A 20,096-nucleotide genomic window follows, 5' to 3' on the forward strand; every position below is an offset into this window, starting at 1 on the left:
GAATTCTGTCCCCACAGCGAATCCACAACACACAGCGATGTGTCCACGGTGATACCCCCAGTTATCCACAGGAGTATCCCCAGGCTGTGTGGTTCCGGTGACCGCGTCGTAGCACTCGGCGTACAGAATTCTGGACGCGGTCACCGGACCTCATTGCTGCTTCGCCTGGTGCTTGATCCGGTTCGTCAGTTCCGTCACCTGGTTGAAGACGCTGCGTCGCTCCGACATCAACTGCCGGATCTTCCGCTCGGCGTGCATCACGGTGGTGTGGTCGCGGCCGCCGAACTGCTGACCGATCTTCGGCAACGAGAGGTCGGTGAGCTCGCGGCACAGGTACATGGCGATCTGCCGCGCGGTCACCAGCACCCGACTGCGGCTCGAGCCACACAGGTCGTCGATCGACAGACCGAAGTACGACGCGGTCTGGCCCATGATCATGCTGGCCGTCACCTCGGGCTTGCTGCCTTCGGGGATCAGGTCCTTCAGCACGATCTCGGCCAGGCTCAGGTCGACCGGCTGCCGGTTCAGGCTGGCGAACGCGGTGACGCGGATCAGTGCGCCCTCGAGTTCACGGATGTTGGTCTGCACCTTCGAGGCGATGAACTCCAGCACCTCCGGCGGTGCGGTCAGCCGCTCGGTGGCCGCCTTCTTCCGCAGGATCGCGATCCGGGTCTCCAGGTCGGGCGGCTGGATGTCGGTGATCAGGCCCCACTCGAACCGGTTCCGCAGCCGATCCTCCAGCGCCTCCAGGCGTTTCGGCGCCCGGTCGGAGCTGATCACGATCTGCTTGTTCGCGTTGTGGAGGGTGTTGAAGGTGTGGAAGAACTCCTCCTGGGTCTGGATCTTGCCCTCGAGGAACTGGATGTCGTCGATCAGCAAGACGTCGACATCGCGATACCGGCGCTGGAACTGGGACGCCTTGTCGTCGCGGATCGCGTTGATGAAGTCGTTGGTGAACTCTTCGCTCGACACGTACCGGACCCGGGCCCCGGTGTAGAGGCTGCGGACGTAGTGGCCGATCGCGTGCAGCAGGTGGGTCTTGCCGAGACCGGAGTCGCCGTAGATCAGTTGCGGGTTGTACGCCTTGCCAGGCGCCTCGGCGACGGCGACCGCGGCCGCGTGGGCGAACCGGTTCGAGCTGCCGATGACGAAGGTCTCGAAGGTGTACTTCGGGTTCAGCCGCGCCTCACCCTGTGCCTCGGTGGCCGGCTGGGGCATCCCGTTCGGCGGTGGGGCGACCGAGCCGAGCTGGTGACCGAACGGCTGCTGCTGCGGCGCGGGACCTCGGGGCTGCTCGTAGTGCTGCGGCGCCGGCTCCTGCCGCTGCGGCGGGCTGAACTGTGGCGCGTTGTGGTCCGGTTGGCTCAGCGCGGACTGGATCGTCGGCTGGTACGCCCCGTCGGTCCGCAGCGGCTCGCGTACGACGGGCTGCGGCGGCGCCTGCGTTTCACGCAGTTCCGGGTCGAGCGACGGGTCGACCGTCACGGCGATCCGGATGTCGCGGCCGAAGCTCTCCGACAGGATCCGCTCGAGGTCTGGGCGCAGCCGGGTCTCCAGCTGGCCGCGGGTGAAGTCGTCGGGCACCGCGACGATGGCGGTGCTCTCGTGCAGCGTCACGGGGCGGGAGTTGGTCAGCCAGGCACGCTGGTTCGGCGGGAGGCCCGCGAGGACCCGGGTCCAGGCATCACCGAGGTCCGTCACCGGACCCGGTCCTTCGGCTCGTGGCTCGGCAACCCGAGGCCCACCGAGCTGCGGCTCGGCCACCCGAACCTCAGCAGTGCCGCTCTCATTGTTCGCACGCCTATCACCCTCGTTCCGCACCGGTCCTGCTCCGTCCCCGTACACGGGGCGATCGTTTCCTGGCGGTTCAGCCGGTCCTCGTGCACCGGTCCAGTTGTTGCTGGTCTCACCGGAGTACCTGAGATTGCCGACCACCGGTGCGGCACCGAAGTACGCCGTACCCGCTGGAGGCTCGGGGGTGGGCGCCGGCGTCGGCGCCGGGCCGGTCGGCAGCTCGGTGGCTGCTCGCTCCAGCTCGGAGCGATACCCGTAGCCCTGGTACCGCGGGCGGTACCCGGACTCGGGGGGCTCGGGGAGGGGAATCGGAAGAGAGGGGCTGAGGTGATCGGCCGGATCGGTCCGCGGCGCCGGCTCCGGGGCCGACGGGATCTCGGACCGGAAGTCCACCGCCGGTTCCGGCCTCAGATCCTGTCTGCCGTCGACGGTGTATTCCACCTCTGTGATTTCCGCACTGGCGGAATGGTCCTCGACCACGCGTTGCTCCCCGAATCCATCGCTGCGGTGGCCGGCGCGTTCCGGGCTGGACCCGTTCAGCGCGACCGTTAGACCCGACACCCGTGCAGCCGGTGCGTCGCCCGTTCCGGCTCGGCGCGGTTGCCGTTGTCCGCAGTCGGGCGCCGCACTTTCCACACGGTTGTCCACAACTGTGAACGACGCGTGGAGCAGGTTGGTTACCGATCGCGGGGTGTGGGACCTCTGGTGTGAGGGAGAGACGCTAACAAGTCTGCCCAGCCTGCTACAAGCCGTCATCCACAGGCTATGAACAGCAATTTGGGGGAAACGTCCGGCGTGTCGGGTGGACGCCGGAGCGTAGTCGTGTTGGGCAGATCGCGGTCGGTGACTATCCTGACCACTGCGTGACGACCGGTGACCGACCGTGTGCCCAGTATTCTGTCCACAGGCCTGTGGATAACTATGGGGATGGCTGGTTTGACCTGTCCACAGGCGGCCACGTACCGTTGATCAGTCGGTGTTGAACCGGCCCTTTTGTGCTGCGCTCCCTGCTGGACCACACTGGTTCCTGAGTGGCGTGTGTGCAGGACAGCACCAGCGGCAGATCTATCAGTGGATCTGTCGATCATTGTGATCTCGAGTAACCGGAGTCATTCCAGTGAGCAAGCGGACGTTCCAGCCGAACAACCGTCGCCGGCACAAGAAGCACGGCTTCCGTCTTCGGATGCGTACCCGTGCCGGGCGCGCGATCATCGCCGCCCGCCGTGGCAAGGGTCGTCAGCGCCTCGCGGCCTGACCGACCTCCTCGACGGTGACCACCTCGTGTTGCCCGCGTCGAACCGGTTACGCCGGTCCGACGACTTCCGCCGCGCCGTCCGATCGGGACGGCGGGCCGGGCGGCGTGCGGTGGTCCTCCATCTGTTGGTGCGGGACGACCGGGCGGACGACGCTCAGGCCGCGCCCGCTCGCGTCGGATTCGTGGTGAACAAGGCGGTGGGCAACGCGGTTCTGCGGAACCGGGTCCACCGCCGTCTGCGTGCCGTCCTGAGCACGCGGCTCCCTGATCTACCGGCCGGCAGCCTGACCGTCGTCCGCGCCCTTCCGTCGTCCGCTTCGGCGTCGTACGACGAACTGGCCGCGGACGTCGACGGTGCGCTGCGGCGGATCCTGGACCCACGATGAGGATCAATCCCGTGAAGAGCGGGATCATCGGTTTTCTGAAGTTGTACCGGCTGACCATCAGCCCGATGTACGGGCAGGTGTGCAGGTTCTACCCGAGTTGTTCGGCGTACGCCCTGGAGGCGGTCGAACGCCACGGCGCGGTGCGCGGTTGCTGGCTGGCGGCGAGGAGACTCGTTCGCTGCCACCCGTGGAACCCCGGCGGCTACGACCCCGTTCCACCCACAGATGTCGACCAGCGCGGAGACTCGATCTCCGCCAACCAGCCCGGGCCGTCTAGCGACGCCGGGCCTGCGCAGCGAGGTGCTTGAGTGACTCTTCTGGCCATCCCCGAACTCGCGTTGTGGGACGGGATCGTAGACCTGTTCAACGCCGTCATGACGCCCCTGTACTGGGCTGTCTCGGCGTTGCTCGTCGGCTGGCACTGGCTACTCAGCCAGGTGCTCGACCCGAACGGTGGCTGGGCCTGGGCGCTCTCGATCGCCGGCCTGACCGTCGTCATCCGGACCTTGCTGATTCCGCTGTTCGTCCGGCAGATCCGCTCCAGCCGGAACATGCAGCTCCTGCAGCCGAAGATGAAGGAGCTGCAGAAGAAGTACGGCCACGACCGGGAGAAGCTCGGTCAGGAAATGATGAAGCTGTACAAGGAGACCGGGACGAACCCGTTCTCCTCGTGCCTGCCGCTGCTGCTCCAGTCGCCGATCTTCCTCGCCCTGTTCCGGGTGCTGGACTACGCGGCGAACGGCAAGGCTCACAGCAAGATCATGGAGCCGTACGTCGAGTCGCTGCAGCACGCCAAGATCTTCGGAGCGGAGATCTCGCAGACCTTCCTGAAGGCGAGCGGTCCGGGCGAGAACAACGTCAAGATCGTCGCGATCGTGCTGATCATCCTGATGACCGCGACGATGTTCACCACGCAGCTGCAGCTGATGCGCAAGAACATGCCGAAGGAAGCCCTGACCGGCCAGGCCGCGCAGATGCAGAAGATCATGCTGTACGTCTTCCCGGTCTTCTTCCTGATCGGTGGCTTCAACTTCCCGATCGGTGTGCTGATCTACTGGTTCGTCTCCAACGTGTGGACGATGGGTCAGCAGTTCTACGTGATCCGCCGCAACCCGGCTCCGGGCACGCCGGCGTACGACGCGATGGAGGCCCGCAAGCGCGAGCACAACCTGCGCGCGGGCAAGCCGGCCGACGAGGGCCTGGCGTCCGCCGACGGTACGGCGGAGCCCGGTTCGGACCGGCGTCCGGCGCAGCGGCAGCAGCCGAAGCGGCAGTCGCGCAGCGACCGCAGGGGCGGAGCTGCGGCCGGCGGTGCCGCGAGCGGCGTGGCGGACTCCGACGGCGCGGCGGACGGTGCGAAGGCCGCCAGCAATGGGCAGGCGTCGAACACCCCGCCGAACGCGGCGAAGAAGACTCAGGCCGGTGCTGCCAAGAAGCAGCCGGCCGGCAAGAAGAGGACGGCGGCCAAGCGCCAGCCGGCGGCGAAGTCGGCCGCCCAGAAGAAGGCGGCGCAGAAGAAGTCCGGCGGATCACGCTGACCCGCCTGCGCTATTCCTCTTCCTGCTTGTGTATGACCTGGGTCCCCGTGGGGCGGATCTCGACATTGTGAAGGAGTGGCCGTGAGCGACGGCATGCAGAACAACGAGGCGACAGAGGAGTCCACCGACTCCGCTGCCGATCGTCTGAAGGCGCTCGAGGCGGAGAGCGACATCGCCGCCGACTACCTCGAGGAGTTGCTGGACATCGCCGACCTCGACGGTGACATCGACATGGACATCGACGGCGACCGCGCCGCGGTCTCGATCGTCGGTGCGGAGCTGAACAACCTCGTCGGCGAGAACGGCAAGGTCCTCGAGGCGCTGCAGGAGCTCACCCGACTGGCCGTGTACCGGGAGACCGGTGAGCGGTCGCGGTTGATGCTCGACGTGTCGAACTACCGCGCGAACCGGAAGGCCGAGCTGGAAGAGGTCGGCCGGAAGGCCGTCGAGGAGGCGAAGGCGTCCGGGACCCCGGTACGCCTGGACCCGATGACGCCGTTCGAGCGCAAGGTCGTCCACGACGTGGTGGCCGCCGCCGGCCTGACCAGTGAGTCCGAGGGCGAGGAGCCGCGCCGCCGCGTCGTCGTCCAGCCGTCGTGATCCGATGATCGCCGGACGTGTGACCTTGTGACCGAACCTGTTTCACGTGAAACGCCGCCGCTCGTGGAGAAGCTGTATCCACGAGCGGCGGTTCGGCTTGCGGCGTACGCCGAACTGCTGGCCACCGAGGGAACTCTCCGCGGGCTGATCGGCCCGCGTGAGGTTCCGCGGCTGTGGGATCGCCATCTGCTGAACTGCGCGGTCCTCGAGCGGCTGGTCCCCGAGGAGTCGACGGTCGCCGACATCGGCACCGGTGCCGGCCTGCCGGGGATCGTGCTTGCTCTTGTTCGTCCTGACCTCAACGTGTCGCTCGTCGAGCCGTTGCTCCGGCGCACGACGTTCCTCCAGGAGGCAGTCGAGTCCCTCGAACTCGACAACGCCACTGTGGTCCGCGCACGGGCCGAAGAACTTCCGCCGGCGTCGTACGACGTGGTGACTTCCCGGGCCGTCGCTCCCTTGGGCAAACTGGCCGGGTGGTGCCTGCCACTGTGCGTCGAAGGGGGGCTGATGCTGGCGATGAAAGGCTCGTCCGTCGAGGAGGAATTGGACGCCTCCGAACGCGAACTCGAAGCCCTCGGAGCCGAGGTGTGGCACATTCACCAACTCGGCGTCGATGAACTGGCCCAGCCGACGACAGTCGTGAGTATTGTGGCCGGACGTGCTGCAGGGGGATCCCGGCACGGAAGACGCGGGAGGTGAGTGGGTTGGTGAGTCGTGCCCTCGGATGGCCCGAGAAGAGCACCGGGGAAGCCAAGAGTTCCCAGGCGGTCGGCTGGCCCGCACAACCCGCATCCAACTCCCAACTGCTGACGGCAGACCCCGAGCCGGCGAGCGACGAGTACCCGCCGCCGATCGACAGTTCTGCCCTCCGGACGGTCGCCGCGACCGGCCTCGACCAGGCACTGGAAACCACGTCCGCTCCCGACGAGTCTCCCGTTTCACGTGAAGGTGGGGAGCCGGGAGATGATGGTGTTTCACGTGAAACGGCATCGTTGGTGGATGCCGACGACAACTTCTCCGAGTCTCCACCGCCTGTGGATGACGACCGCATGAAACTGCCTTCGCACACGGGGATTCGTCCACAGAAGCCTGTGGATGAAGCTGGGGGCAGACCCGCCCCGACCCCTACCGACATCCTCTTCGGGCCAAGTCCCGCACCTATTGGAATGGGCGCTATGACTGCCGCACAGATCGCCGCGCGGGCCACGTCGGACGAGCTTCAGCGACGACTTCTCGAGACTCCGATCGCCGCCGCCACCGAACGGACCCTGCTGGTGAATGAAGGACGCACTATGGGCCGCGAGTTCCCGCTGCCTGCCGAGACCCGGGTCTTCGTCGTCGCCAACCAGAAGGGTGGCGTCGGCAAGACCACGACGACCGTGAACGTCGCCGCCGGGCTCGCGCTGTACGGCGCGCGGATCCTGGTCATCGACCTCGACCCCCAGGGCAACGCCTCGACGGCCCTGGGCATCGATCACTCGGAAGGCACCCCGGGTGTCTACGAGGCGGTCATCGAGGGCGAGTCTCTGGGGAAGCTTCTCCAGCCCTGCGCCGAGCACCCCGGGATCATGGTGATCCCGGCAACCATCGACCTGGCCGGTGCCGAGATCGAACTCGTCAGCATCGTGGCCCGGGAGAGCCGGCTGAAGCGCGCCCTCGACGCGCACCTGGCCGAGACCGAGGCCGCGGGCGAGAAGTACGACTACGTCTTCATCGACTGCCCGCCGTCGCTCGGCCTGCTGACGGTCAACGCGCTGACCGCCGCCCGCGAGGTCCTGGTCCCGATCCAGAGCGAGTACTACGCGCTCGAAGGTCTGTCCCAGCTCCTCCGCCACATCGACATGGTGAAGTCACACCTGAACCCGGGCCTCGACGTCTCCACCATCCTCCTCACGATGTACGACGCCCGTACCAAGCTGGCCGGTGAAGTAGCGGCGGAGGTTCGGGGTCACTTCCGTGACGCCGTACTGCGGACCGCCGTACCCCGCTCGGTGCGGATCTCGGAGGCACCGAGCCACGGGCAGACGGTTCTTGCGTACGACCCGGCATCTGCCGGAGCGCTCTCCTACTTGGAGGCCTCCCGTGAGATCGCCATGCGCAACAACACCTGATCCGTCGACGGCCCTGGCCCGCCCGGCGTACTGGGACACCGGTTACGGTTGCTCCAGCAGGATTCCTGGGCGGGCTGTTTCACGTGAAACGGTGCTCGGTAGGACCGCAGGACATCAGCAGGTTGTCGAACTCGAGGGAGCGCGATGAACACCCGACTCGGACGCGGACTTGGTGCGCTGATCCCCAGCACGCCGGCTCCTGGGACCACCGCCACCCTCGGCAGCAAGTCCAGTTCGATTCCGGGAGCGCCCCCGGCCGTAAGGCGTGAGTCGGAGCTCGCCGCGGTGCCGGGTGCCGAGTTCGCCGAGATCGAGGTCTCGAAGATCACCCCGAACCCGAAGCAGCCGCGCAGCGTCTTCGACGAGGAGGCGATGGAGGAGCTCGTCCACTCGGTGAAGGAGATCGGGCTGCTTCAGCCGATCGTCGTTCGCCGGCTGGAGCATGACAAGTACGAGCTGGTGATGGGTGAGCGCCGCTGGCGCGCGACCCAGATGGCCGGCCTCGCCACGATCCCGGCCATCGTCCGCGACACCTCGGACGACGTGATGCTGCGAGACGCGCTGCTGGAGAACCTGCACCGAAGCCAGCTGAATCCGCTCGAGGAAGCAGCGGCGTACCAGCAGATGCTCGACGACTTCGGCTGCACCCAGGAAGTCCTCGCCACCCGGATCGGCCGCTCGCGCCCGCAGATCTCGAACACGCTGCGCCTGCTGAAACTCCCGGCCGGCGTACAGCGCCGCGTAGCCGCCGGTGTCCTGTCCGCGGGTCACGCCCGCGCGCTGCTCGGCCTCCCCAGCGGCGACGCCATCGAGCGCCTGGCCCAGCGCATCGTTGCCGAAGGCCTCTCCGTCCGCACCGTCGAGGAGATCGTCGCCCTGGGCGACATGAACGCCGACGACGCCACCCCGGCCCAACGCCGCCGCAACAAGCCGGTCGCGCCCCGCCTGGTCGACCTGGCCGACCGCCTCTCCGACCGGTTCGAGACCCGCGTCAAGGTCGACCTCGGCAAAACCAAGGGCAAGATCACCGTAGAGTTCGCGTCCCTGGACGACCTAGAACGCATCGTCACCCTCATGGACCCCAACAAGCCCAACCCGTAATCCGGGGCAAGCAGGACGCCCACCTCCGCGGCCAGCGCCACCACCCTCGCGGCCGGCCCACAAGCTTGGTGGGCAGTCCCCCGGCCTCCATCTCCCCGGCAGCCTCCTGTGCGGACACAACCGCGCTCCCGGAGCCTGAAGGGCGCCCTCCTCCGCGCCGACCTCCCGGCGCCACCGCCCTCGCGACCACTCCCCGAGGAGTGGGCCCCGCAAGCCACGCCCGTACGCGCGGCGCGACGCCACCACTCATCTCCGTCACCAAGGCGCCCGGTGTCGCACGCCCTTCAGGCGGCCGCTGACCGCCCAGGCGCCGACCCAGGACCTTGCTCGACGCGCCCCAAGCGTCCCGACCCATCGTGGGCACCCCGACGAGCCAAGGTCCGCAGCTGCTTGACCGGCAACGCGTCGGGGCTCGTCGCCTTTCACGCACCAGAGCCCTGGAGCAGCCGACTGTCCCAGAGTCCTGGAGCAGGCCGACGCTGCCGGGGCACGCGGAGTGGGTTGCCGATACACCAGTGGGACTCGCGGGCTGCGCGCTCTTGAGCGGTGACCGGACGGGCAGCACCGGTGGCGTTGAGACTCTGGGTGAGAGCAGGCAGCCGGGACGCACATCCCACGTGTGCAACCACGGCGCGACCACACGGTCTCGGCCTCCGGCGTACGGCTGACCACCGGAGGGCACGGCCGCTCCGGCGCACATCCGTCCACCCACGCACCGACCGACCCGGCGGCGTAGTCGCATAGGCGACCTCGGACAGGCCGACCTCGGACAGGCCCGCTGGCAGGCCGTACGCGGACTGCCCGGGCCGGTACGTCCGGGCGGCTCCAGTCGGCTGGACGCGCGGTCTCGCCCGGTGTCTCGTACTCGGTGGGGCCACGCCGGCGCTCCCCGACCCGGCTTGGTCGGGGCGGCCCTGGCCGGCTGGACGCCCGGTCCCGCCCTGATGCCCCGCGGAGCAACGCCGGCGCTCGCCGACCCGGCTCGGTCGGGGCGGCCCTGGCCGGCTGGACGCCCGGTCCCGCCCTGATGCCCCGCGGAGCAACGCCGGCGCTCGCCGACCCGGCTTGGCTGGGCGATGCGGGCGTCCCTTTGGTCCAGCAGTTCCTCGGCGGCACGCTCTCCACCCAGGGAAGCTTCCCGCCGATCCGGTGTAGCTAGTCGGTCCTTCGGATGTACCGAAGAACGGGAGACAGTAGCTCGAACCCGGCTCGGTGCGCGCCGGGGCGGGCCTGGGTGCGAGCCGGGGGACTACTACCCGTCCTTCGGTACGGACGGACGCCGTCGAAGTCCAGGGGCCGACGAGGGCGGTTGCGGAGAGCACCGGCGCCTGCGGTCGGCGGGGTAGTGCGAGCTCGCTGGCCTCGTTCGACCCGCACTCGCTGGCCGACCTGGCCGCGGTTTCGGACAGCCGGCCTCGGGTGGGCCTGAGCCACGGGAGGTAGGCGCCTGAAGCCAGCCGACGGGTTGATCTCGAAGACGGCGGCGCCGGTCAGCGAGGCGGCCCGCCCGAGCCGGTCTGAGCTTTGCGACTGCCCGCTTCTCGGTACGGTCGGCGGACTGGGGATGGCGGACTTGGGCAGTTGCCAAGAGGACCCGGCACCGGGTGGGCGGAGTATGTCGAGCTCGCCCGGCGGAATCTGCGCTACCAAGCCTTTCGGATGTTTCACATGAAACATCAGTCCCGCGGTGGCTTGTCGACCTGGCTGCGGCTGTTGGTCTGACCGTCTCAGCGTGCACCGCACGGCGATTTAGTAGTCGGTCGCGATTGGCCCAGGACGGTGTCCCGCCTGGTCGCGCGGGTCGGGTGGTCGCGTGGGTCGGCGGGGAAGCGGGCGAAACCGCTGGATTGCTCTGTGGGCGTGATTCTTAGCGTTCTGCTGGCCGCAGTTCGGAGTTGGACGACGGTGTCGGCCTGCGGCGGGCTTGGTGCGCGAGGGTGCTTAGGATCGCGCTGGGGGAGGAATTCTGAGGGTTCGGTGGGCTTGCGGTTCTGTCGACCGATCGCTGGGATTTGTCGACAAAGATACTTGGGGACTTGCGGCGAATGTTTCATGTGAAACATTCGCGGGCTCGGTGGCTTTGATGAGGTCGGTGGAGAGGCGCCAGGGGATCGCCTCATCGCCGCAGGAGGTAGCCAGCTGAAGGTCTCGCCGGCCGGTGACCTCACCAGCCTCCGAGACCTCGTCGCTCCCCAACACAGATCCACGTGCCGCGAGTTCCGGCGCGGGGGCCAGGAACCTGAGCTTGAGAGCGAGGCGGTTGTCCCGGGCGTGTGTGGTGGATCTGGTTGCGCCAGGCGCGGGTCGGCTGGGTGAGCTCGTGGAGGGGTGTGACGAGGGGCAAGCTGGCGGCTCGCGGGGTTAGCGGCCCAGGAGTTCGTGGGTGGTTTTGCGCTCGGCGTAGAAGGAGAGGAAGGGGATGGTGCCGGCGAGGGCCATCAGGATCAGGCGGGGGAGGGACCAGCGGACCCGGCGGAAGAGGTCGAAGGTGCCGAGCAGGTAGATGACGTACAGGAAGCCGTGGAGTGGGCCGACGACGTCCATTGCGCTCGGGTCGTCGGCGAGGTACTTCAGCGGCATCGCGACGAACAGCAGCACCAGCAGCATGACACCGACGATGTAGGCGATCACGCGATACCGGGTGAGTGCACCGCGGACGGCCGGCGTGAGTGGCTGCGGGGTGGCGGAGGTGGCGGGGTCGGCTGGTGAGGTCACGCTGAAACGGTACCGCTCGACTCCACAGCCGCACCGGCCTGGTCACCATCTCCATCAGGCGAACCACCGGACCCACCATCGGTCCCGTCACCGGAGCCGTCAGGCTCCGCGTCGGTCCGGTGTGCGTCCATGACCATGCGCCACCACATCCACAAGGTGAAGGCCGCGAAGATCCACCACTGGAAGGCGTACGCGACGTTCCGGAGCCCGGCGTGGTCGGTCGGGGGTGGAGGCGGCTGTACGACGGCCGGCGCAGGGGAAGGTACGTCGCCGGACTCGACCGACGCCTGGATGACGAAAGCGTCGTACAACCGGTAGTCGACCATGTGAACGATCGTCGGGATGCGCAGCGACGACAGCACCCGCCCTTTGGCGGCGTCGCCGGACGAGTCCTCAGCCTCCGAGGCCGTCACCGTTCCCGTCAGCTTCACCGGCCCGGAGGGCGCCGCCGCGGCCGGATCGTTGACCGAGGCAACCCAGCCGCGGATGACCATCACGGCACCCGAACCGTCAACCATCAAAGGGCTCGCGACCCAGAACCCGTCCCGATCACCCTGCCGCCGATCCGCGATGAACACCTGGTCCGCACCCGCCGCCCAAGTACCGCTCACGGTCACGCGCCGGCCGACAGCCTTCGCCGGCAGACCTTCGTCGATGGAGAACAGCGACTGCAACGCGACCGGCGCACCCTCGGCCCGCTTGGCCGTGGCCGCGTCCGTCTTCGACCGGTACACGTCCAGCTGCCACACACCCAGCACGGACATCACCGCAGCAATAGCCAATGCCAGAAGCAACAATCCGGACCACCGCGGCGTCAGTACTGTCCGCCACAGCGGCCGTCCATCCATCAGGACCTCAACAACGAGCCGCGGCCGCAGCCAGCAGGTCGCGGCACAGCACACCCAGCTCGACGCCCGCAGCCTCAGCCGCCAGCGGCACCAACGACGTCTCCGTCATCCCCGGAGCGACATTGACCTCCAGGAACCACGGCACGCCCGAAGCGTCCACCACGAGGTCCGACCGCGACAGATCCCGCAAGCCCAACGCCTCGTGCGCCGTGACCGCAGCCGAAGCACACGCGGCCGCGACGCCGTCACCCAGCTGAGCAGGTACGACGAACTGCGTGGCGCCGGCGGTGTAGCGGGCTTCGTAGTCGTAGAACCCGGAGTCCGGCCGGATCTCCACCGCGGGCAGGGCGCGTGGCCCATCGCCCGTGTCGACCACGGTCACCGCGATCTCGGTCCCGTCGATGTACTGCTCGATCAGCGCGACCGGCCCGTACGCATAGCAGTTCACCATCGCCGACGGCAGCTCCTCGGCCGACCGCACGATGGACGCACCGAGCGCCGAACCGCCTCGGGCCGGCTTGACCACCAGCGGCAGCCCGATCTGGTGGATCACCGCCTCCATCAGCGCGGCGGCGCCCAGCTCGCGGAACGTCTCGTGCCCAAGCACCACTGACGAGGGTGTTTGCAGTCCGGCGGCGCCGACCATGGTGGATGCCACCGGCTTGTCGAAGGCCGTCCGGCACGCTGCCGCGTCGGCGCCGACGTACGGAACGCCGTACAGGTCGAGGACCTGGCGGAGCGCGCCGTCCTCGCCTGTGACGCCGTGCAGGACGGGGAAGACCGCGTCCGGCGGATCCTCGCGGAGCCGCTCGACCAGGCTGGCATCGACGTCACGCTGCTCGACCTCGACGCCGACGCTGCGCAGGGCGTCGGCGACCCGTCGGCCGGACCGGAGCGAGACGTCCCGCTCGTGTGACAGTCCGCCTGCCAGTACCAGCACTCGACCCAGATCACTCATCACAAATATCCCGATCACTCGTGGGCGACTCCGGCACGGTCGCCGGTCCCGAGGCCCACTGGAACGGTACCGCTACCGCGTCAAGGACCCCCGGCCGCCCGCAGATCCATTGCGCAACCTTTGCGCACTGGTCGTCAGGTCAACTCCGGACCTGGGGCGTCGTACCCGTGCCCGGCGCCTGGTGGTAGCGGGCCGAAGGTCTGCCGGAGTTCGAGCTCCTCGTGGATCACCGCGGCCAGCCGGCCGACGCCTTCGGTGATCCGCTCCGGCGTCGGATGACAGTACGACAGCCGCATGCACTGCGACCCGAAACCGTCGGCGAAGAAGGCGGTTCCGGGGACGTAGGCCACCCGCGCGGTGACCGCGCGCGGCAGCATCGCCTTCGCGTCCAGCCCGTCCGGCAGGGTCAGCCAGACATAGAACCCGCCACCCGGCCTGGTCCAGGTCGTTGCCGCAGGCATCTTTTCGGTCAGCGCCGCCAGCATCGCGTCGCGGCGCTCCCGGTACATCTCCCGGAACTGCTTGACCTGCCCGAGCCAATCGTGCCGGGTCAGGTACGACGAGATCGCGAGCTGACTGAAGACCGGCGGACACAGGGTCGCGGATTCCTGTGCCAGCACGAGTTTCTCGCGTACGGCGTGCGGCGCGACCGCCCAGCCGACCCGGAAGCCCGGCGCGAACGTCTTCGAGAACGAACCGAGGTAGATCACGCCCTCGCGGTCGTCGGCGCGCAGCGCCCGCTGCGGCTCGCCGTCGAAGCCGAGCAACCCATACGGGTTGTCCTCCAGCACCAGCAAGTCAGCGCGCTGACAGATCTCCAGCACGCGCGCCCGTCGCTCGTTGGACAGCGAGACACCGGCCGGATTGTGGAAGTTGGGGATCGTGTAGAAGAACTTGATCCGCTTGCCGGCCGCACGCACCGCCGTGATCGCCTGCTCCAGCGCCTCCGGTACGACGCCGTCGTCGTCCATCGCGACGTGGACGACCTCGCACTGGTACGCACGGAAGACGCCGAGGGCACCGACGTACGACGGCGCCTCGCAGATCACCACGTCACCCGGGTCGCAGAACACCCGCGTGACCAGGTCAACGGCCTGCTGGCTCCCGACGGTCACGACGACGTCGTCCGGGTGGGCGTCGATCCCCTCCAGCCGCATCATGTCGCAGATCTGGTCTCGCAGGACCGGATCGCCCTGGCCGGAGCCGTACTGCATCGCCACCGCGCCGTTGTCGCTCACCAGGTCGCGGACCGCGCCGCCGACCACGTCGAGGGGGAGTCCAGCGATGTTCGGCATGCCGCCGGCCAGCGAGACCACTTCGGGCCTGCTGGCGACCGAGAACAGTGCCCGGATCTCGGATGCGGTCATGCCCTTGGTCCGTGCTGCGTACCGGTCGACGTAGTTGTCGAGACGGGTCTGCCGGACATCAGGCACGTCAGCACTCACAGAGCCACTCCACGGTGATCGAGGGGGAAGTCACCAGATTACGCCGGACCATCCCGAGCGCGCCTGGGCTGTGGAACGGCGTGACCTCTCACTACCATGCCTTATAGGGGCAGGTTCCGACCATGCCGCGGACTGGCTGCTGAGACAGTCTGCGGTGGGGTGCGGCCTGAGAGGTGGAGCGGAAGGCAGGAATCTGGGATGAGCGTGGGCAAGGCCGCCGGGTGGACGCTCGGTGGACTGGTACTGGGTGTGCTGGCCGGTTTCGCCGGCGAGCTCTTCCGGCGGCAACCCGCCGCCAAGGTGCAGCAACGGTACGTCGCCCCGGAGGCGACCGAGACCCCGGACGTGCGGGCCGCGGCTCCCACTCCGGCTCCGGCAGCCCGATGAACCGCAGGGTGACACCCAAAGTGATGAAGCTAACAGGCAGTACGCCGCCCCACCGGACACCGGGCACCGCGGACCGGACGCGCTGATGGCCCGACGGCTGGAACCGCTGACGCTCGCCAATATCGGCGAGCTGCCGGTGCCGTGCCGTGACTGTGTGTTCTGGGAGCTCGACCCGGTCGCCGCCAAGCAGGCCGACCGCAACGGCGACACCGGCCTCGAGAAGGAGGCGTGGCTGTCGCAGTTGCTGCTCGACTGGGGCACCGCGGGCGTCGTCTTGTACGTCGACGACGAGCCGGCCGGATTCGCGGTGTACGCCCCGGCGACGTACCTGCCGAGGATCCAGGCGTTCCCGACCGCGCCGGTGAGCCCGGACGCCGTCGTACTCGCGACCGGGCGGATCCTGCCGCGCTACCTCGGCCTCGGACTGGGCAAGATCCTGATCCAGGCGGTGGCGAAGGACGTACTCAAGCGCGGGTTCCGTGCCGTCGAGGCGTTCGGCGACTCCCGCTGGGACGGGCCGGGATGTGTCTGGCCGACCGAGTTCCTCCGTGCGGTGGGGTTCGGCGTCGTCCGTGAGCACCCGCGGAACCCCAGGCTGCGGCTGGACCTGCGCTCAGCGGTGACGTGGCGAAGCGAGATGGAGGCCGCGGTGGAGCGGCTGATGGGCGCGATCCGGCCCGAGCACTCACCACCCAAGCCGGTGACGGTCCGGGACGCCCTCACCCGTACTCCGAGCTCCTGAGGCGGGATCGCGATGATCTGGCGCTTCCTCGCGGACGTGATGTTCGTGCTGCACGCCGCCTTCCTGCTCTTCTTCGTTCTCGGCGGATTCCTGGCCTGGAAGTGGCCCAAGGTGATCTGGGCGCACCTGGCCATCGTGGTGTGGAGCGTGGCGATCGTGGTCTTCGACTACGACTGCCCGTTCACCGGGGCGGAGAAGTTCTTCCTGCGCAAGGGCGGCGAGACGCCGTACGAGGCGGGGTACATCAATCACTACCTCAACGGCACGCTGTGGCCGGAAGGCCAGACTCCGGCCGCGGAGAAGGTCGGATTCGCCCTGGTGATCATCTCCTACGTCGGCTTCTTCGTCCTGCGGCACCGGCGGAGGACCAAGCTCAGGGGAGAGTCAGTGGGACCCCGGACGTGATCGGGCCCCGGCATCCCCATACTGGAAGACGTGTCCAGCACCAGTACGCCGGTTGACGCGTACCTGACCGCACTCGGCAAGGCGCTGCCCGGCCCGCGCCGGCGCAAGGCCGACCTGCTCGCCGAGGCACGGGACCACCTGGTCGACGCGACCGAGGCCTTCGAGGCCGACGGTCTCGACCGGGACGAGGCCGAGCGTGAGGCGGTGGCCGACTTCGGCGAGTTGTCCGACGTCGTCCCCGGCTACCGCGCCGATCTCGCGGTCAGCCAGAGCCGGCGGACCGCGATGCTGCTGTTCCTGGCGCTGATCATCCAGCCGATCGTCTGGCAGGAAGGCGTGTGGAGCTGGAACCAGGACCCGGCAACGCCGAACCCGGTGAACGAGTTCCTGCAGTCGCTCGTCCGGACCGTCGGCATGTTCGCGATCGCCGGTGCGGTGCTGGCTGTCATCGCGGCCGGTATCGGCCTGCGCCACGCACTCGTCCGCCAGCACGTCACTCGCGTGACGGCAGTCTTCGCTCTGGTCAACGCCGTCGTGATCAGCCTGATCGGTGTCGCCATGTCGGCGACCGGTGGTCGTACGCCTGACCTTCCCGCGTTCGGTGTCGTCGGGGCGTTCGTTGTTCTGCCGCTGGCGTTCGTCGCTCTTCAGGCCGGCCGGTGCCTACGCCTGGCCCGGGCGTAGGACGCCTTCCACCACAGCCCGGAAGGTCAGCCACTCCTGCTTGCCTGAGGCAAGCATCTTCTGGCCGGCCGAGGTGAGCTGGTACGTCCGCCGCTTCCGGCCGCCGACCGTGCTCCACTCGCTGGCCAGGTAGCCGGCCCGCTCCAGCCGCCGCAGCGCGGGGTACAGCGTGCCGGTGGGCAGGTCGAGTTCGCCGCCGCTGCGCTCCAGCAGAGCCTCCATGATCGCGTAGCCGTGCAGCGGTTCGGACTCGACGACCGCCAGGATCATCGGGTCGAGGTGCCCACGCAGCGCATCCGCCTTCATGTAGCCAGTCTACTCATATGCCTGCTAGTGTCGAGAGGCAACATGTAGCCAATCTACTTATCAGGATGTGAGGAGGCCCGGCGATGACCGTGGACACCCCGGTACGACGCCCGCCCCGGAAGGACAGTGGACGGCCCGGATTGCTGCACCGGGTGTCCGGGTGGTCGATGCGGCACGCCGGACTCGCCCTGCTGCTCTGGGTGGTCGCCCTCGTCGCGGTCACCGCCGCGTCGACGGTGGTCGGCGACAGCTACAAGAACGACAACTCGCTCCCCGGGACCGACTCCCAGCGAGTGACCGACATCTTCCGCGAGCACCAGCCGCAGGGTGAGACCGCCTCGGTGCAGATCGTCATGCACGCCGACGGCGGGCTCCGGCCGGAGAAGCCGCGAGTCCTCTCGATGCTGGCGGCCGTCGGCGGCCTCCCGCACGTGGCCTCGGTGGCCGACCCGTTCACTGCTCCCGGATCACTCTCACCAGACGGTCGTACGGCGTACTCGACGGTGAGTCTGGATGTCGCCGTGGCGGACATGCCGATCGAGGACGTCCGCGCGATCATCGAGAAGGCTCAGCAGTTCCGGGTCCCCGGTCTGACCGTGGACGTTGGCGGCGACCTGGCGCGGTCGGCGGCGGAGAGCGCGGGTGGTGCGTCCGAAGGCGCCGGCATCCTGGCCGCGCTGGTGATCCTGGTGCTCCTGTTCGGATCGTTGCTTGCGGCAACGCTGCCGTTGCTGACGGCCCTGTTCGCGGTCGGCAGCACGCTGGGGCTGCTGGTGCTGGCGTCGCACCTGTTCACCGTGCCCGACTACACCGCACCGGTGATGATCCTGGTCGGGCTCGGTGTCGGCATCGACTACGCGTTGCTGATCTTCTCCCGTTACCGCCATGAGTTGCTGAAGGACGGGACCGATCGCGCGACCGCGTCGATGGTTGCGCTGGACACCGCGGGCCGGTCGGTGATGTTCGCCGGCTGCACTGTGGTCATCGCACTCCTCGGGCTGCTCGCCTTGGGGCTTGGTTCGCTGCAAGGCGTCGCCCTCGGTGTCACCCTCACCGTGCTGATGACGATGCTCGCCGCGGTGAGTCTGTTGCCTGCTCTGCTGACGCTGTTCGGGAAGCGCATCGAGCGGAGTGTCCGCAAGCATGCCGCGAAGAGGCGCCGTACGCCGGGAGACGGATGGCGGAAGCTGGCAGCCGCAGTGCAGCGTGGACCGTGGGTGCCGCTCGTGCTCGGGACCATCGCCCTGGTCGCTCTGTCATTGCCGGCGCTGGACATGCGGCTCGGCTTCGCGGATGCCGGGACGGACGATCCGGCGAAGACCAGCCGGAAGGCGTACGACCTGCTGGCGCAGGGATTCGGGCCGGGATTCAATGGTCCGCTGGTAGTCGTGTCCGAAGGCGACCAGGCTGCAACTCAGGCGCTCGGCCGTACGCTGGCCGCCGATCCGAACATCGCCGCGGTCACGCCACCGCAGTTGACGCCCGACGGCAAGGTCGCGACCGTACTGGCGTTCCCGAAGTCTGCACCGCAGGACGCAGCGACCAGTGATTTGGTCGACCGGTTGCGGACCGACACCCTGCCGGCACTCGAGTCACAGACCGGCGCGACGTACCTGGTCGGTGGCGCCACAGCGGCGGCCGACGACTTCGCGTCCGCGGTCAGTAATCGGCTGCCGATCTTCGTGCTGGTCGTGGTCGGCCTGTCCGCGCTGCTGCTGATGGCGGTGTTCCGGTCCGTGCTGATCCCGTTGAAGGCAGCTGTGCTGAACCTGCTCAGCATCGGCGCCTCGCTCGGTGTCATCACGCTGGTCTTCCAGCAGGGCTGGTTCGGTGCGCAGCCGGGGCCGATCGAGGCGTTCGTGCCGGTGATGATCTTCGCGATCGTGTTCGGGCTGTCGATGGACTACGAGGTGTTCCTGGTGTCCCGGATCCACGAGGAATGGCGGCGTACCAAGGACGCGAAGGAGGCGGTTCGCGAAGGGCTGGCCAACACCGGCAGCGTGATCACGGCCGCGGCGGCGATCATGATCGTGGTGTTCGGCGCGTTCCTGCTCAGCCCGGATCGGATGCTGAAGCAGTTCGGGCTCGGGCTGGCGACCGCGGTGCTGTTGGACGCGGTGCTGATCCGATGCGTCCTTGTCCCGGCCATCCTGCGCCTGTTCGGCGATCGCGCCTGGTGGCTGCCGCGCGGACTCGACCGAGTGCTCCCGAAGATCGCCCTCGAGAAGGAATAAGCCGCCTGTAGGCGGGCCGCCCCCTGCGCGGCCCGCCCCGGGTGATCATTCGCTGGCGGCCACTCCGATCTTGTGGCCCTGGGCGTCCGCGAACACGGCGAAGCTCGTGCCGGGCACCTGCTGCATCGGCTGGAGGACACTGCCGCCCAGCTTCTCGGCGCGCGCGAGCGTGTCCGCCACGTCCTCGACGGCCACGAAGAACAGCACCTCGTCCTCGGCGCCCTGCCGCGGACTGATCGCGACGTACGGACCGTCCGGTGTGCCGGTGTCGATGAACGTGTAGCCCGGGAACCCGCCCTCGGACGCGATCTTCCACCCGAACAGGTCCGCGAAGAACTGACGTGTCGCGTCCGGGTCCGCCGATCGGATCTCGGTGTGGACGACTGGATGTGCCATGAGCCCCTCCCAACTGAATGACGTCCCACCCGGCGTGATCGCCGGGCGAGTAGCGCTCATTCAGATGACGAACGACCCATCCCGGAATCGACTAGATGTACCGGGACAAGACGTTGGTGGCAGGTGAGTTGGGGTTGACGTGAGGAGAACCTCCGGTTGGGGTGTGGCTTGTCGAAGGCTTCACACTCACC

Annotated in this window: 19 protein-coding genes and 1 pseudogene; 13 read left to right on the forward strand and 7 right to left on the reverse strand. The window is 68.3% G+C overall.

Features of this window, described 5'->3' with window-relative positions:
• Window positions 1-150: 150 nt before the first annotated feature.
• The gene (gene dnaA / locus AB0I34_RS02455; RefSeq protein ID WP_360438144.1) at window positions 151-1,701 is read right to left on the reverse strand and encodes a chromosomal replication initiator protein DnaA; all 1,551 of its coding nucleotides are present in this window, start codon (window positions 1,699-1,701) and stop codon (window positions 151-153) included.
• A gap of 1,210 nt (window positions 1,702-2,911) precedes the next feature.
• Here dnaA and rpmH point away from each other — a divergent pair.
• The 8 genes and pseudogenes from rpmH (at window position 2,912) to AB0I34_RS02495 (ending at window position 8,785) form a co-directional block, all read left to right on the forward strand.
• Window positions 2,912-3,049: a 50S ribosomal protein L34 gene (gene rpmH, locus AB0I34_RS02460; protein WP_130386492.1), complete on the forward strand. Its 138-nt coding sequence runs from the start codon at window positions 2,912-2,914 to the stop codon at window positions 3,047-3,049.
• A gap of 26 nt (window positions 3,050-3,075) precedes the next feature.
• On the forward strand, window positions 3,076-3,435 hold the full coding sequence (gene rnpA, locus AB0I34_RS02465) for a ribonuclease P protein component (protein ID WP_360438064.1): 360 nt from the start codon (window positions 3,076-3,078) through the stop codon (window positions 3,433-3,435).
• A complete protein-coding gene (yidD, locus tag AB0I34_RS02470; RefSeq protein ID WP_360438067.1) occupies window positions 3,432-3,743 on the forward strand; it encodes a membrane protein insertion efficiency factor YidD in 312 nt (103 codons plus the stop codon). Before rnpA ends, yidD begins: the two co-directional genes overlap by 4 nt.
• A gap of 9 nt (window positions 3,744-3,752) precedes the next feature.
• Window positions 3,753-4,727, forward strand: a pseudogene (yidC, locus tag AB0I34_RS02475) (membrane protein insertase YidC); the annotation flags it as partial.
• Between the two features lie 339 nt (window positions 4,728-5,066).
• Window positions 5,067-5,573 carry a R3H domain-containing nucleic acid-binding protein gene (locus AB0I34_RS02480; RefSeq protein WP_360438147.1) on the forward strand — a complete coding sequence of 169 codons (507 nt, stop codon included), beginning with the start codon at window positions 5,067-5,069 and terminating at the stop codon, window positions 5,571-5,573.
• Between the two features lie 27 nt (window positions 5,574-5,600).
• On the forward strand, window positions 5,601-6,272 hold the full coding sequence (gene rsmG / locus AB0I34_RS02485; protein WP_360438070.1) for a 16S rRNA (guanine(527)-N(7))-methyltransferase RsmG: 672 nt from the start codon (window positions 5,601-5,603) through the stop codon (window positions 6,270-6,272).
• 476 nt (window positions 6,273-6,748) lie between these two features.
• Complete coding sequence (locus tag AB0I34_RS02490; RefSeq protein WP_165553441.1) at window positions 6,749-7,684, forward strand: AAA family ATPase; 936 nt, start codon at window positions 6,749-6,751, stop codon at window positions 7,682-7,684.
• Between the two features lie 144 nt (window positions 7,685-7,828).
• Window positions 7,829-8,785 (forward strand): ParB/RepB/Spo0J family partition protein, encoded by a 957-nt coding sequence (locus AB0I34_RS02495; protein ID WP_360438074.1) that lies wholly within the window; start codon window positions 7,829-7,831, stop codon window positions 8,783-8,785.
• Between the two features lie 2,361 nt (window positions 8,786-11,146).
• Here AB0I34_RS02495 and AB0I34_RS02500 read toward each other — a convergent pair.
• The 4 genes from AB0I34_RS02500 to AB0I34_RS02515 all read right to left on the reverse strand — a co-directional run bounded on the left by AB0I34_RS02500 (window position 11,147) and on the right by AB0I34_RS02515 (window position 14,751).
• Window positions 11,147-11,500, reverse strand: a complete 354-nt coding sequence (locus tag AB0I34_RS02500) for a DUF3817 domain-containing protein (RefSeq protein ID WP_360438077.1) — start codon at window positions 11,498-11,500, stop codon at window positions 11,147-11,149.
• Window positions 11,497-12,348, reverse strand: a complete 852-nt coding sequence (locus tag AB0I34_RS02505) for an SURF1 family protein (RefSeq protein WP_360438080.1) — start codon at window positions 12,346-12,348, stop codon at window positions 11,497-11,499. Before AB0I34_RS02505 ends, AB0I34_RS02500 begins: the two co-directional genes overlap by 4 nt.
• A gap of 7 nt (window positions 12,349-12,355) precedes the next feature.
• Window positions 12,356-13,306, reverse strand: a complete 951-nt coding sequence (locus AB0I34_RS02510) for a D-alanine--D-alanine ligase (protein ID WP_360438083.1) — start codon at window positions 13,304-13,306, stop codon at window positions 12,356-12,358.
• 134 nt (window positions 13,307-13,440) lie between these two features.
• Entirely contained in the window at window positions 13,441-14,751 is a 1,311-nt protein-coding gene (locus AB0I34_RS02515) for a PLP-dependent aminotransferase family protein (protein ID WP_360438086.1), read from the reverse strand.
• Window positions 14,752-14,949: 198 nt separating this feature from the next.
• Here AB0I34_RS02515 and AB0I34_RS02520 point away from each other — a divergent pair, with 198 nt between their 5' ends.
• The 4 genes from AB0I34_RS02520 to AB0I34_RS02535 all read left to right on the forward strand — a co-directional run bounded on the left by AB0I34_RS02520 (window position 14,950) and on the right by AB0I34_RS02535 (window position 16,969).
• On the forward strand, window positions 14,950-15,138 hold the full coding sequence (locus AB0I34_RS02520; protein WP_360438089.1) for a hypothetical protein: 189 nt from the start codon (window positions 14,950-14,952) through the stop codon (window positions 15,136-15,138).
• A gap of 85 nt (window positions 15,139-15,223) precedes the next feature.
• Window positions 15,224-15,880, forward strand: coding sequence for a GNAT family N-acetyltransferase (locus AB0I34_RS02525; protein WP_360438092.1), 657 nt, complete (start codon window positions 15,224-15,226; stop codon window positions 15,878-15,880).
• A gap of 12 nt (window positions 15,881-15,892) precedes the next feature.
• A complete protein-coding gene (locus AB0I34_RS02530) occupies window positions 15,893-16,285 on the forward strand; it encodes a DUF2784 domain-containing protein (RefSeq protein ID WP_360438095.1) in 393 nt (130 codons plus the stop codon).
• Window positions 16,286-16,315: 30 nt separating this feature from the next.
• Window positions 16,316-16,969: a permease prefix domain 1-containing protein gene (locus AB0I34_RS02535; RefSeq protein ID WP_360438098.1), complete on the forward strand. Its 654-nt coding sequence runs from the start codon at window positions 16,316-16,318 to the stop codon at window positions 16,967-16,969.
• Here AB0I34_RS02535 and AB0I34_RS02540 read toward each other — a convergent pair.
• Window positions 16,949-17,275 carry a helix-turn-helix transcriptional regulator gene (locus AB0I34_RS02540; protein ID WP_360438101.1) on the reverse strand — a complete coding sequence of 109 codons (327 nt, stop codon included), beginning with the start codon at window positions 17,273-17,275 and terminating at the stop codon, window positions 16,949-16,951. The genes AB0I34_RS02535 and AB0I34_RS02540 overlap by 21 nt on opposite strands.
• An 83-nt stretch (window positions 17,276-17,358) precedes the next feature.
• Here AB0I34_RS02540 and AB0I34_RS02545 point away from each other — a divergent pair, with 83 nt between their 5' ends.
• Window positions 17,359-19,509 carry an MMPL family transporter gene (locus AB0I34_RS02545; protein ID WP_360438104.1) on the forward strand — a complete coding sequence of 717 codons (2,151 nt, stop codon included), beginning with the start codon at window positions 17,359-17,361 and terminating at the stop codon, window positions 19,507-19,509.
• 45 nt (window positions 19,510-19,554) lie between these two features.
• Here AB0I34_RS02545 and AB0I34_RS02550 read toward each other — a convergent pair whose 3' ends face one another.
• Window positions 19,555-19,905, reverse strand: coding sequence for a VOC family protein (locus AB0I34_RS02550; protein WP_360438107.1), 351 nt, complete (start codon window positions 19,903-19,905; stop codon window positions 19,555-19,557).
• Window positions 19,906-20,096: the final 191 nt, after the last annotated feature.

The sequence above is a fragment of the Kribbella sp. NPDC050281 genome, from assembly GCF_040655855.1.
In the GTDB taxonomy this organism is placed as follows: Bacteria; Actinomycetota; Actinomycetes; order Propionibacteriales; family Kribbellaceae; genus Kribbella.